Below are 13001 nucleotides of genomic sequence, written 5' to 3'. Positions count from 1 at the left end.
TCACCTAAAATAGCCGCAATTTATACTTTGGATGTACTTTTTATGTCAGTTACTATTTATCACAATCCGCGTTGTTCAAAATCGCGCGAAACCCTTAACCTATTACAAAGTAAAAACATCGAACCGAGTGTTGTTGAATACTTAAAAACACCGCTTTCTCATGAGCAAATTAGTACCTTAGTTTCTCAACTGGGGTTTAATTCGGCCCGAGATTTAATGCGCACCAAAGAAGAACAATATAAAGCACTGAATTTAAAAGATGAAAATAGCGAGTCGGTGCTTATTGACGCTATGGTCGAAAACCCAAAACTAATTGAGCGCCCAATTGTAGTAAATAACAATAAAGCAGCACTAGGTCGCCCGCCTGAAAACGTATTAAGCGTTCTATAATGAGCACAACCATCGTGGTGCTGTACCACTCAAGCCATGGCTCGGTAGAAGCCATGGCGCATGAAATAGCAGAATCAATAGAACAACAAGGCGCAACCGCCTTGCTGCGTACGTTTGTAGCTAAAAACCCGCATGACATTGTGATCAGTAAAGACGATTTAGTTGCCTGTGATGGGCTTGCGTTTGGTACGCCAACCCGCTTTGGCATGATGGCCGCACAAGCAAAGACATTCTGGGAAACCACCAGCGATCTTTGGCTTAAAGGTCAACTTATCGATAAACCTGCTTGTGTGTTCTCATCATCGAGTAGTATGCATGGGGGCAATGAAGCAACCCTACTAAACTTATCACTGCCGTTATTGCATCACGGGATGATGTTAATGGGGGTACCTTACGATGTACCAGAGTTACTTGGCACCGAGACAGGAGGCACACCTTACGGCGCTTCCCACGTAGCAGGCAGCAGTAACAGCTCTACCCTAAGTAAAGATGAAATTAAAATATGTCAAAGCGTAGGCAAACGCTTGACTCAAGTAGCGAGTAAACTTAAATGACCCAAAATAGCGAGTCTGCTAAAAAGCCAGTGACCGTAAAATTTCAGCGCCTAGCCCTATTTGGTTATTTTGGCCTGCTTATTTTAATGCCACTATGGATGTTTGTGTTAGCACCGAGAGAGGGTCACAGTGACGCCTTTCTATTTTTAGTCTATGTGCTACCGCTATTATTACCTTTAAAAGGCATACTACAAGATAAAACCTATACCTATGCATGGGCTAACTTCATTGTTATGTTTTATTTTATCCATGGTTTTACATTGCTATGGGTTGCTCAAGATGAGTTAGTATGGGTATTGCTAGAGTTACTATTTGCCTCATCTATGTTTATTGGCTGTACTTACTATGCACGCCATAGAGGACAAGAGCTTGGACTTAAAATTCGTAAGCTTAAAGATGAGCTTGCTGAAGAAAAAGCAGCGCATGAACACGATAAAAACAACTCATAGCTATCAGCTCAGAACATAAAAAACGCGCTTTATTAGCGCGTTTTTTTATAATTAAGTAAGTGGTTAAACTAACTCACTTAAAGCTGCTAGTCCCACTATACACGCTAAACCTAGCTGGGATACAAGGCTAAAAACCGACATCATTCTTAATAAAAACAACCCCCAAGGGTGCTTTACGTGCGGATACAACGAACAGCGCTTTAAATTTGTTGCAAAGAAAAAACACACCACCGCCGTCATGGTCATAAAAAGAGTGAGCTCACTTTTTATAGTGATATTTTCATCAAAAAAGAAAAACAACTGTAGCGGTAACAATAAAGCCACAACCGCATGTAATACATGCACTTTTTTAATTCGATCTAACTGCCCTTCTGGCGATAATTCTTTAATACCAAAATCACGTTCAAGGCATTTAACTAAGTTACTGGCTTTGATGCTTACAGCTAAACGGTAACAACTTAATCCGTCGTTATTACGCGCTCTAAAATCATACCCTGCTTTAAGCAATAAAATCATTAACGATTCATTTTTACTCATCACCGCGTAATGCAGCGCTGTATTACCTTTAATGTCTACGGCTTTTTTATCTTGGTATTGCAGGAGCATTTCTATTACATTTACATAGCCTTTTTCTGCAGCCCACATAAATGCTGTTTTGTTATCTTCATCGGTCAAGGTACCCGTCGCACCTTGTTCAATAAAGCGCATGGCCATGGTTTGCTTAGCTTTTTTCTTGTTTAAATGGGCAAGTAAGGCATTTTCTAACAACACAATAGAATCAACATCAGGCGAAACCTGAGTTAATAAAGTAAAGTAATCTTTGCCTGCAGCTACCTTTTCGCTAGTAAGCTCTGCTAAATAGTCAATGTCTGCAATCGACTGAGGAATATGCGCACTTAAACGCTCTCTAAAGTCGACCTCTTGCCAAATAGATAAGGTATCTGCAGCTGACAGCTTAGCACCCTGTTCAAGCGCATGTTCTATCAAAGTAAAAAAACGTTTACTAAAAAACAGACTGATTAATGAAAGCGGCGTTTCAATATTATTTTGTGCCGATACACTTGCGTATTTTTCAAGTCGCTGACACAACATTAAAACAATATTTTCTATACTGTAATCATTGGCAAAATAATGCTCTTTAAGTGCAGCAATATAGACTTGTGCATCTTCATCATATTCACAGATATGCTGAAAATAACATTCTTCAAACGGCTCTAGGGGGGTTAACCAGGTTAAATAATAAATTGGGGGCAAAACCGTAGTACAAACACCATCATCTTCTTCAGTAGAGCGACAGGCAGGCCAAGCTTCTAAAGCATCTAAAATGAAGGCACCGTTTTGTTCAACCAGCCCTTTGACCAATAACGGGTATTCCTTTGGCCAAATTAGTACATTTTCCATTAAAACAACACAACTCCAGTGTAGCTCGGGTGAGTGGTCAGTTATAACAGTTTTTAGCTGACACCACGCTTAATCAAAGAAGTCGATATTCTAACACAGCTTGGTAGTCAAGCTAGCGTAAACTCATGCAATATAGACCAAAATACAAAAGCAGCTAACGACATGCGCCATCAGCTGCTTTTACGGTTGGAGCTTTTAATTGCAAAGGAACTAACTTTGCTGCAGTTCTGCTGTGACTTGGTCTAATCCCACATCAGAAATTCGTTGAATGATCTCTTTTTGCTTAGCACTGAGTAACGAAATTCCCTCAGCAACAATATCGTATACTTTCCATTGCTGATCATTCCCCAAACGCAGTTTAAAGTGCAGATCTATGGTGGGTTTATTAGTTTCAATAATTTGCGTTTTAACAGTGGCAAATTTAGAGTCGCTTGCTGCGGCGTCTTGCTCAAATATTACATCTTGCCCTGTATACTTCATTAGTGCACTCGCATAAGTACCCGTTAAGTAATGCTCTACCGCACCAATAAACGCAACGCCCTGCTCGCGGTTGATACCTTTAATATGTTTACCTAATAATTTAAACGACACAAACTTAATATCAATATGTGGCATCAAACGCTGCTCAACAATTAAAGACATCGCTTCTTTGCTGGCATTACCTTGCGCATTTACCTGCCCAATATCGTTAAATAATGATTCGGCTACAGTTTGCAATAATTGTTTAGGTGACGGCTGAGTTTGTGCATACAAAGCACTACTGAAAAAAACAGCAACAACCACTAAAAGCTTTATAAGTTTCATAATAAATGGATAGTTTAAATAATTAAGTTTAGCGTAATTTACGCAAATAACAGGCAACAAAAAAGGCATAAATAAGCACCTTATTAATGCCAAATTAGCACCAATATAATTAGTTAAATAAATTCAATCAGTTAAAGTGTTCAGTTAACAAGCCATCTACAAGCGGATTTTTGTCCTCATTGAAAACAGTAATTCACCGCCCTTATCATTTAATTACTAATTTAATTTCCCCCGTAGTTGGCCATTATGAAAACCTCATATAATATGATTTCTATTATTGTTTTTTGTTTATTTTTACTGACAACTCATGCAGCCTATGCATCCCCAAACCATGGCTACGCTGTAGACTTATTAAAAGGCGAAGGCAATGTAACTGGAGTAAAGCTTGCGTATCAGTATCATCCAGAGGGTGCGCAAAACTTTGTGGGTGATGCCCGCTTTTACCTTGAAAGCAGCATTAACCTGTGGCATTACCGCCATGATCAACAGTCACAATCAAACCTGGTGTTAGCTGTTTCGCCAGTAGTGCAGTTCCCAGCATTTAGCCTATACAATACGCCATTTTATGTAGAGGCTGGTATTGGTTTTTCCTTACTTGATGAACGCTATTTTGCCGATAAAAACCTAAGTACTCACTACCAGTTTGAAGACAGAATAGGTCTAGTGGCGGATTTTGGTGAAACCAATGTAGCGCTGCGAATTATTCACTATTCAAACGCCGGATTTAAATCGCCGAACCCAGGGATTAACTTTTTAACCTTGTCGGTGGCACAACGTTTCTAATTGCTTATTTACAGCCCTAGAGAGCATTGCAGCTTTTATTTAATGTGGTCATAATAACCGCTTAATAAAATATAAGAGCATCGTAATGCAAATTTGGCAAATCGTACTCGTTATCTCGATTGTACTAGCTATTGTTATCGGCAATTTAGCACTGCTGCGCTTAAGTGCAAAAAGCGAGTTTAAACACTCAGTATCAAGTTCATCTAGGCAAAAAAGAGAAACAAAAAAGCCCTGAATAATCAGGGCTTTTTTCGTTTAAATCATTACTTAGCCAACTAACCAGTGCGCCATTAAGGCAATAACTGGCAAGGTTACTAAAGTTCTGAGAATAAAAATAATAAATAACTCAAAAATATTAACCGGTATTTTACTACCTAATAAAAGTGCGCCCACTTCAGACATATAAATAAGTTGCGTTACACTCATTGCCGCAATAATAAAACGTGTTACATCGCTTTCAATTGAGCCTGCGGCTAAAATAGACGGAATAAACATATCTGCAAATCCCACCATAATCGTTTGCGCCGCCATTTCAGCTTCAGGTATTTGTAGTAATTCTAAAAATGGAATAAACGGCATACCTAAATATTGAAATATCGGCGTGTACTCAGCAATAATTAAAGCAAATGTACCCACAGCCATTACCACAGGTAATACTGCAAACACCATATCGAATGCGTTGTGTAAGCCCTCTTCAATTGTGCCTTTTAAGCCTGGTGCTTTTTCTGCTTTAGTTAATGCAACATCAAGTGAATGCTTAAATAATGTTTTGCCTTCAGGAACTAGCTCGGCGTTGCCATCAGGTTGTTCACCATCAATAAGCACGTCCTTTTTAAAACGCAGTGGTGGTAAACGCGGAACAATTATTGCGGCCACTACACCCGCTAAACACACGGTTAGGTAAAAAGGTGCAAATAAGTATTCAAGCTTTACTTGACCAATAACAACCAAACAAAAGGTAATTGATACAGCAGAGAAAGTGGTACCAATAATCGCAGCTTCACGTTGAGTATAATATTTATCTTCATACTGACGCGCGGTCATTAAAATACCCACGCTACCATCACCTAACCATGAAGCAACACAGTTAACTGCGCTGCGCCCTGGCACCCCAAATAATGGACGCATTACTTTAGTAAGTAAGGTACCCACTAGCTCAAGTAAACCAAAATTAAGTAATAACGGCAGTAACAAGCCCGCTAAAATGAACACCGAAAACAACACCGGCAATAAATCTTTTAATACTAGCAAGCCAGTATTTTCTGAGGTAATAGCATGCGGCCCAACTTGAAAATAAGTTAAAAGCACAAACGCCATACCAAACAACCGCGTTACTAACCAAATCCAACTCACATTAAACAAATGATTTAATAAGCGAAATTTGGTTAAGCTTTTCGGTTTAAAGACACTAAACACCAGCGACATAACGCCAGTAATACAAATAATGGTAGCTATTAGCCCTAGCGCTATTTCACTGAATGAGGCTTGAATTGCCTTGGCCATTACCGCGATAGGGATCGTCATTATTTCACCAGACGGTACTGGCGTCATAAACAAAAACACACCGATTAAAGAAGGAATTAAAAAAACCAACCAAACTTTCAAATCATAACTTTTTTGAACGGGTGCTGGGCGTGATGAATCTAACTGAGACATATTTTCAACCTGTAAAAACCACAAAAAGAGCTAAGTGCTCTTTTTGTGGTAAATATTTATAATTATTAAATCTTAATACCGCGCTTAATTAACGCCGCTTCTAATGCTTGTTGCAAACCATTCATGGTACCTGGTTCAAGCGTTTCGCCTTTGTCATCCATCCACGTTAGACTGGTGCCACCTTGCTTGGTTTTGCTAACCAAAATTTGGTATTGACCTTCATCAATTGGAAGCTCTGTTGGTTCATCGCCCCAAATTGAATCCCACACACTGCTTTCTACTTTCGCATAATCTGCTGTAATTAAACCTGTCTCTTGGTTTATTTCAACAATAGTAAAAGATAAGCGCTCTAAGAATCCAGAAAAGCGATCGAATACCGTATCGTAAGCCTGCTCAGTAACAAGTGCTGCATTGCCTTTATTGTCAAATCCAAGTTCTAATGAAATTATTCCTTGGCGCTTACGCATATCAACTTCAAGTTGACGATAGCGATAATCAAATTCACTCACCACTTGATTAAGGGCGCGCACTTCTAGCTGTTGTTTTAATAAATCAGTCAGAGGTTTATCACCTTTGAAATCAATAAGCTCAGCCGTTAATGATGCTGTGCGTTGATGCTCTTTTTCTTCAATAGTAAATTTAAAACGTTCTAAATCAACACTTTCATCATCGCCCCATAACCAGCTTTCTTCTGGCTTAACAATGGCGTACCAATCTGTTTCCAGTGTTCCTTGCATTTTGTTTTGTTGTGTCGCGCTAATGTTGTTATCAGCAAGCACTGCTTGAATCGAGTCCCAAATGAATACATCTAAATCGTCAATGCCATCATTTTTATCAAAATAAATACGTGCTTGTTTATCTGCTTCCTCAACCCAACTGCCTTTAGCAATGGTTAACACTTGCGCCGGCGGGCGATAGTTTGTTGCCTCCGGATTATTATCATATTGACCCACATCCATCTTATAAACAGGATCTTGAGCGGGTTGTGATAACGAAGCAGGTGTTTTAACCGGCTCATGAGCGCGGTAATTACGCTCATTATGGGCATCACTCGTAAATACACTACACCCTGACAAACTTACCAATACACTTACTGCTAGTGCTTTTGGGATCCAATACTGCACAGATAATTCTCCTTAGCATACCCTTAATTGTTTTAACAAATATATGAGTGGGTAATACCGATTTGGTTCAGTGTAAAATCAATATTAACTTTACATTTATAATTTGCTTATCTAACTGCATTAAGCCAACAAGATGACCAACAGACTAGGCTACAAATAGACACATTTTTGCTATGGTACTTTCACAAGCTTGTAAAAACAAGAAACACTGCACTATTAACCGCCTAAAATTAACCGTCGCTGTAGTTTAACGCGGGTTTTGTGTTAAACTTTGCCGCCGTGCAACGCTACGTGTTTATTTTTTGTTGCCAAGTCGGTTGTTATCATCCAAGTAACTTAGGTACTTTAAAACCCATGACTGCATTTTCAAATCATCAAATTGTTTTAACCGCAATTGGCGAAGATAGATCGGGCATCGTTAGTGAGCTTACGCAACTCGTCAGTGATTGCCACTGTAATATAATAGATAGTCGCATTGCTATTTTAGGCAACGAACTTACTTTTATTATGCTACTGAGCGGTGATATGTCGGCCATTAGCCGTATTGAGCATACACTCCCTACCAAAGGTATGGAGCTTGGCCTGCTTACTATGATGAAACGCACTTCAAGCCATAATCAAAGCGAGTTTTGTGCAGGCTACACCCTAGAATACACTGGCATAGACACCCCTGGCACCTTGAGTAAAGTAACACGCTTTTTTGCCGATAATAATATTAATATTTGCTCATTAAAGTCAGATACCTACGAAGAAGAAACTGAACTTAAAATGCGCTGTGAACTTGAATTTAATATTCCCGTTGACGTTGACATTGACCAATTTAAAATTAGTTTTGAAAACCTTTCGCACGTTTTAAACGTAGATTACATCTTTCGACGTATTCGCTAAGGAGTTTAGCATGAACAAAATTACCCCATTACAAAGTGGCGACACAGCACCGGCTTTTAGCTTACAAAACCAAAATGACGAAACCGTTGTGCTCAGCGAGTTATTAAAAGAAAAACAAGTGCTGGTATACTTTTACCCTAAAGCGTCAACGCCTGGCTGTACCGTACAAGCCGAAAACCTGCGTGATCAACAAGCCGAGCTTGCTAAATTTAACACTCACGTGGTTGGCATAAGCCCAGATCCAATTAAGCGCCTTAAAAACTTTGAAACTAAAAAAGAGCTTAACTTTGACTTACTTTCTGACGAAGATCATGCCATTGCTGAGGCATTTGGGGTGTGGGGCTACAAAAAATTTATGGGCAAAGAATATGATGGTATTCACCGCCTTACTTTCTTAGTAGGCCAAGACGGTAAAATTAAACACTTGTTTGATAAATTTAAAACCAAAGATCATCACCAAGTGGTGTTGGACTATTTAGCCGCTGAATAAAGGCTAAAGGCTAAAGGCTAAAGGCTAAAGGCTAAAGGCTAAAGGCTAAAGGCTAAAGGCTAAACAAGATAAAAAAAGCGTTGCTCAAGGGCAACGCTTTTTTGTATTTGCTTATTTATAATTTAGCTAATAACGGTGATTGTGGAATACCTACTCGAGGAAGTAGAGCCGGTGTTACCGCAAAGGCTGCTGGTAAACGTCCTTTTAACTCAGCCATTTTTGTTTGATTATTTTGCTGATCAAAAATGTAGTATTTTAAAACATCACCATAAGCACTTCCCTCTAAACTAGCTTGTTGCAGTGTGTCTAATGCTTTATCGTAATCTGCGCTATAAATATAAGCTAATGCTAAGTTTCCAGCAGATCCTGCGTGTAAGTTACCGTTAAGCTCTTTAGATAATTCCTCTAACTCAGCAATAGCCAGTTCATAACGACCTAGTTGTATATAGGCATGAGCAAGTGAGTTTTTTGTAAAATATGGCGGATTACTACCTGCTGGGTACCATGTTTCGTAAGCACTTAAAATATCTTCATATTGTTCAAGTTTAGAAAAAATATGAACTAGTAAAGTATAACTTTCTAATTTAATTTCTCCCTCTTCAAAACCTGTTAGCACATCTCTATTTGCATACCATTTTTGAATATTTTTTGCCGTTTGTATTAGTTGTGTTGGTTGATCACTTTTTGCATCACCAGCTACCTCTAAAAGTTGCGCTAACTGTTGGTTATACTGATTACTAGCTGCGGGCTGTTTTTGCGCACTATGTTGTTCATTCTTTGGATTTTCATCAACAATTTGTGCTGCTGCCAACGCGCTAAAAGACAGTGCAGCCAAAGCCATTACCATATGTTTACTTTTCATTGTTTTTTCCTTGTTTAACATTTTAATCCTTTGAATATTAAAACTCTTTGAGTGTTCAATATTCAAAAGAGGGGGAGTGAAAAAGTTATATTTAGATTTTTTTTCATGCTCAGAGAGTAACAAACTGGCTAAATCTAACTGATACTTACCTTTGAGTTTACGCATACATTTTTCGTCACAACTAAGCTCTAACTGCTCTTTTGCCAAACGCGCTAGTTTTGAGCATATTGGGTTCCACCAAAAAACACTTTCTATAAAGCAAATTAGCCATGTCCAATAAATATCACCTTGTTGTAAGTGCGTTAATTCGTGCTCAATAACAGAGTTTAATTCTTTTCGATTTTCCATCTCAGGAGTAAGCCAAACAACCGGATTGACTAATCCTGTTGCAAAAGCAGGCCCTCCAATTGAGGTGAATCTTATTGGGTATATACAGTTTTCTCGTTTTGAAGTGCTATATAAGCTTGAGTTAGCTTTTAAGTTTTTGACTAACTTTACATACATAGCAACACGCAATGTAAACAAGCCAATTCCACTAAACAGCAATACACTAAAAATATGGTTTAATGATGGTAACCAACTCACTGGTGCAATAATGCTACTTTCTGATGTTATGACCTGCGCACTGGTAGGGGCTATTAACGTATTTAAAAAACTAAACTCAGCAACATTAACAGTATATTGCGATGTACTTTCAAATAATGGCAATTGAGAAAAGTATTGCCAAGGAACAAACCAGGCTATTAAAGCCAGCATTATTACGTAAAAATTTAATCTAGAAGGGGCACTTTTCATCCCTAATGATGCAAGCAAACAACACACACTAATAATTGTGCAAGTTACAAAATAATCCATCATAGCCTTCTCCTTTAATCTTGCTTTTTATTTTTCAATAACGATTGTAGGTACTCAATATCCTCGTCATTCAGCTTTTCTTCTTTAATAAAGTGGGCAATTAAGCTGCGAGAGTTACCTTTAAAAAAACGCTGCATGAAGCTAGGCATTGCTTGTGCTGAAAATGCGCTTTGAGTGATCACTGATTTAAATACAATCGCTCTCCCCTCTTGCCCGCAGCGAGCTATCGCTTGTTTTTGTTCTAACCTATCAACGATTGTTTTTACTGTGGTGTAAGCTACTTGCTTATCTTTTTTTGTATCAGCAAGTAGGGCTTTATGTAACTGGCTAGCAGTACAAGGCTCGTGCTGCCAAAGCAACTGCATTATGTCTAATTCAAATTCACTAAGTTTCATTTTAACCTCTATTACTACAACTGTAGTTTTCAACTATTACAAATGTAGTAATAAGCACTCAGTGTGTCAATATAAAAATTATATAATTTAAAATAAAAAATAAATTTAGAGGTTGGTAAATACATAAGCGATAAGAGGCATAATTATCGAAGTGAGCATATATAATGAGATGTCATTTTTTGTATTTATCGCTTTAGTACTTTAGCATTCCTGCCGATAGCTAAATTGGTAACGAATAACATTATGGATAATTAACCGTGATACAGCTAAATAAACACTCAGCCTTTGACATTAAAATTACAGCCGAAAAAACAAATATTGCACAACAAACAAAAGAAACAACAAAAAATCAGGACAACGCTGATTATCAATTATCAGACAGAGAGCGTAATAAGCTCTCAGGAAAAGAGGCTGAGCAAAAAGCTGAAAAAACCACAAATTCAGAAATGCCTGAATATATTGCAAAAATGATAGAGCAACTTAAAGAGCTCAAGCAGCTGCTTGAAGAACAAAAAGAGCAACTCACTCAATTACAAGCTCAATCGGACCAAGAAGACGAGGCTATACAGGCACAAATTGAAGCACAAGCAAACATCGTTTCATCAACACAATCTCAGGTAATTGCGCTCGTGCAAATGATCAGCCAAGCCATGAAGGATGCAGGTATTACAGACGCGGGGGCACTTGTCAGTGCCATTGTTTGAATTTTCAGAGCAAAGATTTCAATAATAAATAGCCTACCCTAGCGGTTAAAAAACTACGCTGTGCTTGCGTTCTCACTTTTCACCCAACAGTGCTTGCTGATAAATTTTATTAAACTCTTCAGCAGGTAAATCAGCCGCAAAGTGATATATAAGCGCTTTGTATTTATCGCTTTGAATTAATTTTGAGAGTGTATTATTAAAATCATGAACAAATTTTATATTTTCTTCACTACGCTCACACATTAAATGCCCAACAGTAAACGATGTATTTAATTTCAAATCAAAGGAGTGAATGTCTGCGTCTGTTATATCCTGCCAATACGTGACTACATCGCTGGGGTATTCAATAGACGCATCAAATTCTTGCAACTTAGCTAATTGTTGTAATCTAGAGAATATATTAGTGGGCGCTGGTTTTATTTTAGTTTTATCTACTTCTTCAAGTAGAGACATAATGTCTTCGGAGAATATTCTGAATTTTGATAATCCCAACCTTAATTCACTTTGAGACACTAACTCGTCTAAATTTTTCATATGCTTAAATTCAGTTAAATCAGTAGGAGAATAAAGTCGCGGAGCGAGATACAAAGAAAACGGCTTTGATATTAAATAGCGGTTTGCTCGTTCTGGGGTGTTAATTTTATTGGCATAACAATAATTAGTGCCAAATTGAACTTCATTATTTGTATTCGGCGCTTTTACAAACTCAACTCTGTAGTCTCGCATTTCAGTCAAAATTAATTCATAAAGCTGTGCGTCGAGTGATTTTTCTTCAGTAACTGAGTTCAGTCGCAGCAAAGACTCATCGTTACTACTCAATACGATTTTTATTTTACTTGCGTCAAAGTCAGCAAACCGCGTATTGTCATAATCTGATTTATATAATTCCTGCAACCGTCCCGATGATTTTAATTTTGGCATGGTTTGGTCAAATTTTCGCGCCAAGGCTCTGCCCTTTTCATCGTTCGAAAAGGCTAAATAAATAGGCCTTGCAGGTACAAGCTCTACATAATTAAGCTTTGATTTATACTCTTTGGGAATGTTGTAGTCAAAATCAACGAAAGCATCTATACGTTTATTCAGTAGCAGAGCCACTGCGTTTTCAATAGTAGACACCGGGTAATAATCGTGTGGGTATTCAATAAACTTATCGAAATTATAGCCGTCGAGCCAGCTTAATACTTTGTTGTTAAAATCAGATAACTTATTAAAGTTATTAGTAGAATTTAAAAAATAGGCATTAATTGGATAATCATAATCTAAGTACCAATGAGGATAATAGGCTAAAGGAACATCTTCTTTAGCAACACCAATTACGAAGTCATACTGTTTTTGTTCAAATAAATTGGTAATTCGTTTGTAAGTACTAAAATCAAACTCGAGCTGTTCATCTGCATAAACTTCTTTTAATAATTCAATATAAACGCCTGTTTCATCCGGATTAGTGTAATCAACCCAGTGAGTCACGCCCACTTTTACAGTAGCAAAAGCCGAGTTTATAAAAACATAAGAAAAAACAAACAACAGTAGTAGGTATTTAGCCAAGCGCATTCTCCCAATCACTTAGTTTAATATAAGCACCACCAGTGTACTTTGCAAACTTGGGTTTTAGTTTGGTACTTTGAAAAGGTTCAAGGTTCAAGGTT

15 protein-coding genes are annotated in these 13001 nt (G+C 37.9%); 8 read left to right on the top strand and 7 right to left on the bottom strand.

Going from position 1 to position 13001, the window contains the following annotated elements; all coding sequences use genetic code 11:
- The first annotated feature begins 42 nt into the window (after positions 1-42).
- The 3 genes from arsC to CWB77_RS11640 are packed head-to-tail and all read left to right on the top strand — an operon-like array spanning position 43 to position 1393.
- The gene (gene arsC / locus CWB77_RS11650; RefSeq protein ID WP_036932810.1) at positions 43-390 is read left to right on the top strand and encodes an arsenate reductase (glutaredoxin); all 348 of its coding nucleotides are present in this window, start codon (positions 43-45) and stop codon (positions 388-390) included.
- Positions 390-944 (top strand): NAD(P)H:quinone oxidoreductase, encoded by a 555-nt coding sequence (gene wrbA / locus CWB77_RS11645; RefSeq protein ID WP_008112996.1) that lies wholly within the window; start codon positions 390-392, stop codon positions 942-944. The genes arsC and wrbA overlap by 1 nt, the downstream gene beginning before the upstream one ends.
- Positions 941-1393, top strand: coding sequence for a DUF2069 domain-containing protein (locus tag CWB77_RS11640; protein WP_008464564.1), 453 nt, complete (start codon positions 941-943; stop codon positions 1391-1393). Before wrbA ends, CWB77_RS11640 begins: the two co-directional genes overlap by 4 nt.
- A gap of 63 nt (positions 1394-1456) precedes the next feature.
- On the opposite strand, the gene CWB77_RS11635 is transcribed toward CWB77_RS11640, so the two are convergent.
- Positions 1457-2794: an ankyrin repeat domain-containing protein gene (locus CWB77_RS11635; protein ID WP_138622827.1), complete on the bottom strand. Its 1338-nt coding sequence runs from the start codon at positions 2792-2794 to the stop codon at positions 1457-1459.
- 210 nt (positions 2795-3004) lie between these two features.
- Positions 3005-3598, bottom strand: a complete 594-nt coding sequence (locus CWB77_RS11630) for an MlaC/ttg2D family ABC transporter substrate-binding protein (protein WP_036932808.1) — start codon at positions 3596-3598, stop codon at positions 3005-3007.
- Between the two features lie 246 nt (positions 3599-3844).
- Here CWB77_RS11630 and CWB77_RS11625 point away from each other — a divergent pair, with 246 nt between their 5' ends.
- Both CWB77_RS11625 and CWB77_RS11620 read left to right on the top strand, forming a co-directional pair.
- The gene (locus tag CWB77_RS11625) at positions 3845-4381 is read left to right on the top strand and encodes an acyloxyacyl hydrolase (protein ID WP_010388480.1); all 537 of its coding nucleotides are present in this window, start codon (positions 3845-3847) and stop codon (positions 4379-4381) included.
- Between the two features lie 85 nt (positions 4382-4466).
- A complete protein-coding gene (locus CWB77_RS11620) occupies positions 4467-4616 on the top strand; it encodes a DUF2897 family protein (RefSeq protein ID WP_138570659.1) in 150 nt (49 codons plus the stop codon).
- Between the two features lie 32 nt (positions 4617-4648).
- Here the strand turns inward: CWB77_RS11620 and CWB77_RS11615 are convergent, their stop codons facing one another.
- Both CWB77_RS11615 and bamC read right to left on the bottom strand, forming a co-directional pair.
- Positions 4649-6037, bottom strand: coding sequence for a YjiH family protein (locus tag CWB77_RS11615; RefSeq protein WP_055013242.1), 1389 nt, complete (start codon positions 6035-6037; stop codon positions 4649-4651).
- A 65-nt stretch (positions 6038-6102) separates the two neighbouring features.
- Positions 6103-7161, bottom strand: a complete 1059-nt coding sequence (gene bamC, locus CWB77_RS11610) for an NlpB/DapX family lipoprotein (protein ID WP_008112982.1) — start codon at positions 7159-7161, stop codon at positions 6103-6105.
- A gap of 354 nt (positions 7162-7515) precedes the next feature.
- Here bamC and CWB77_RS11600 point away from each other — a divergent pair, with 354 nt between their 5' ends.
- Together CWB77_RS11600 and bcp are read left to right on the top strand one after the other, a co-directional pair.
- Positions 7516-8049 carry a glycine cleavage system transcriptional repressor gene (locus CWB77_RS11600; protein ID WP_008464556.1) on the top strand — a complete coding sequence of 178 codons (534 nt, stop codon included), beginning with the start codon at positions 7516-7518 and terminating at the stop codon, positions 8047-8049.
- Between the two features lie 10 nt (positions 8050-8059).
- A complete protein-coding gene (bcp, locus tag CWB77_RS11595) occupies positions 8060-8539 on the top strand; it encodes a thioredoxin-dependent thiol peroxidase (protein ID WP_024601114.1) in 480 nt (159 codons plus the stop codon).
- A gap of 115 nt (positions 8540-8654) precedes the next feature.
- On the opposite strand, the gene CWB77_RS11590 is transcribed toward bcp, so the two are convergent.
- Both CWB77_RS11590 and CWB77_RS11585 read right to left on the bottom strand, forming a co-directional pair.
- The gene (locus tag CWB77_RS11590) at positions 8655-10259 is read right to left on the bottom strand and encodes a M56 family metallopeptidase (protein WP_138622826.1); all 1605 of its coding nucleotides are present in this window, start codon (positions 10257-10259) and stop codon (positions 8655-8657) included.
- A gap of 11 nt (positions 10260-10270) precedes the next feature.
- A complete protein-coding gene (locus CWB77_RS11585) occupies positions 10271-10651 on the bottom strand; it encodes a BlaI/MecI/CopY family transcriptional regulator (protein WP_028835022.1) in 381 nt (126 codons plus the stop codon).
- Positions 10652-10908: 257 nt separating this feature from the next.
- On the opposite strand from CWB77_RS11585, the gene CWB77_RS11580 reads away from it, so the two are divergent.
- The gene (locus CWB77_RS11580; RefSeq protein WP_138622824.1) at positions 10909-11355 is read left to right on the top strand and encodes a hypothetical protein; all 447 of its coding nucleotides are present in this window, start codon (positions 10909-10911) and stop codon (positions 11353-11355) included.
- Positions 11356-11427: 72 nt separating this feature from the next.
- Here CWB77_RS11580 and CWB77_RS11575 read toward each other — a convergent pair whose 3' ends face one another.
- Positions 11428-12906, bottom strand: a complete 1479-nt coding sequence (locus CWB77_RS11575; RefSeq protein WP_138622822.1) for a substrate-binding periplasmic protein — start codon at positions 12904-12906, stop codon at positions 11428-11430.
- Between the last annotated feature and the right edge of the window lie 95 nt (positions 12907-13001).

This window comes from Pseudoalteromonas sp. S1610 (genome assembly GCF_005887465.1).
In the GTDB taxonomy this organism is placed as follows: Bacteria; Pseudomonadota; Gammaproteobacteria; order Enterobacterales; family Alteromonadaceae; genus Pseudoalteromonas; species Pseudoalteromonas undina.
Note: the sequence above shows the minus strand (reverse complement) of the source record. Positions and strands in the feature narration are given on the sequence as shown.

What these genes read in the sequence shown, in the direction of transcription:
- arsC (WP_036932810.1), top strand. Translation starts at nt 43, where the DNA reads ATGTCAGTTACTATTTATCACAATCCGCGTTGTTCAAAATCGCGCGAA.
- CWB77_RS11600 (WP_008464556.1), top strand. Translation starts at nt 7,516, where the DNA reads ATGACTGCATTTTCAAATCATCAAATTGTTTTAACCGCAATTGGCGAA.
- bcp (WP_024601114.1), top strand. Translation starts at nt 8,060, where the DNA reads ATGAACAAAATTACCCCATTACAAAGTGGCGACACAGCACCGGCTTTT.
- CWB77_RS11625 (WP_010388480.1), top strand. Translation starts at nt 3,845, where the DNA reads ATGAAAACCTCATATAATATGATTTCTATTATTGTTTTTTGTTTATTT.
- CWB77_RS11620 (WP_138570659.1), top strand. Translation starts at nt 4,467, where the DNA reads ATGCAAATTTGGCAAATCGTACTCGTTATCTCGATTGTACTAGCTATT.
- CWB77_RS11575 (WP_138622822.1), bottom strand. Translation starts at nt 12,906, where the DNA reads ATGCGCTTGGCTAAATACCTACTACTGTTGTTTGTTTTTTCTTATGTT.
- CWB77_RS11615 (WP_055013242.1), bottom strand. Translation starts at nt 6,037, where the DNA reads ATGTCTCAGTTAGATTCATCACGCCCAGCACCCGTTCAAAAAAGTTAT.
- CWB77_RS11585 (WP_028835022.1), bottom strand. Translation starts at nt 10,651, where the DNA reads ATGAAACTTAGTGAATTTGAATTAGACATAATGCAGTTGCTTTGGCAG.
- wrbA (WP_008112996.1), top strand. Translation starts at nt 390, where the DNA reads ATGAGCACAACCATCGTGGTGCTGTACCACTCAAGCCATGGCTCGGTA.
- CWB77_RS11635 (WP_138622827.1), bottom strand. Translation starts at nt 2,794, where the DNA reads ATGGAAAATGTACTAATTTGGCCAAAGGAATACCCGTTATTGGTCAAA.
- CWB77_RS11590 (WP_138622826.1), bottom strand. Translation starts at nt 10,259, where the DNA reads ATGATGGATTATTTTGTAACTTGCACAATTATTAGTGTGTGTTGTTTG.
- CWB77_RS11630 (WP_036932808.1), bottom strand. Translation starts at nt 3,598, where the DNA reads ATGAAACTTATAAAGCTTTTAGTGGTTGTTGCTGTTTTTTTCAGTAGT.
- CWB77_RS11640 (WP_008464564.1), top strand. Translation starts at nt 941, where the DNA reads ATGACCCAAAATAGCGAGTCTGCTAAAAAGCCAGTGACCGTAAAATTT.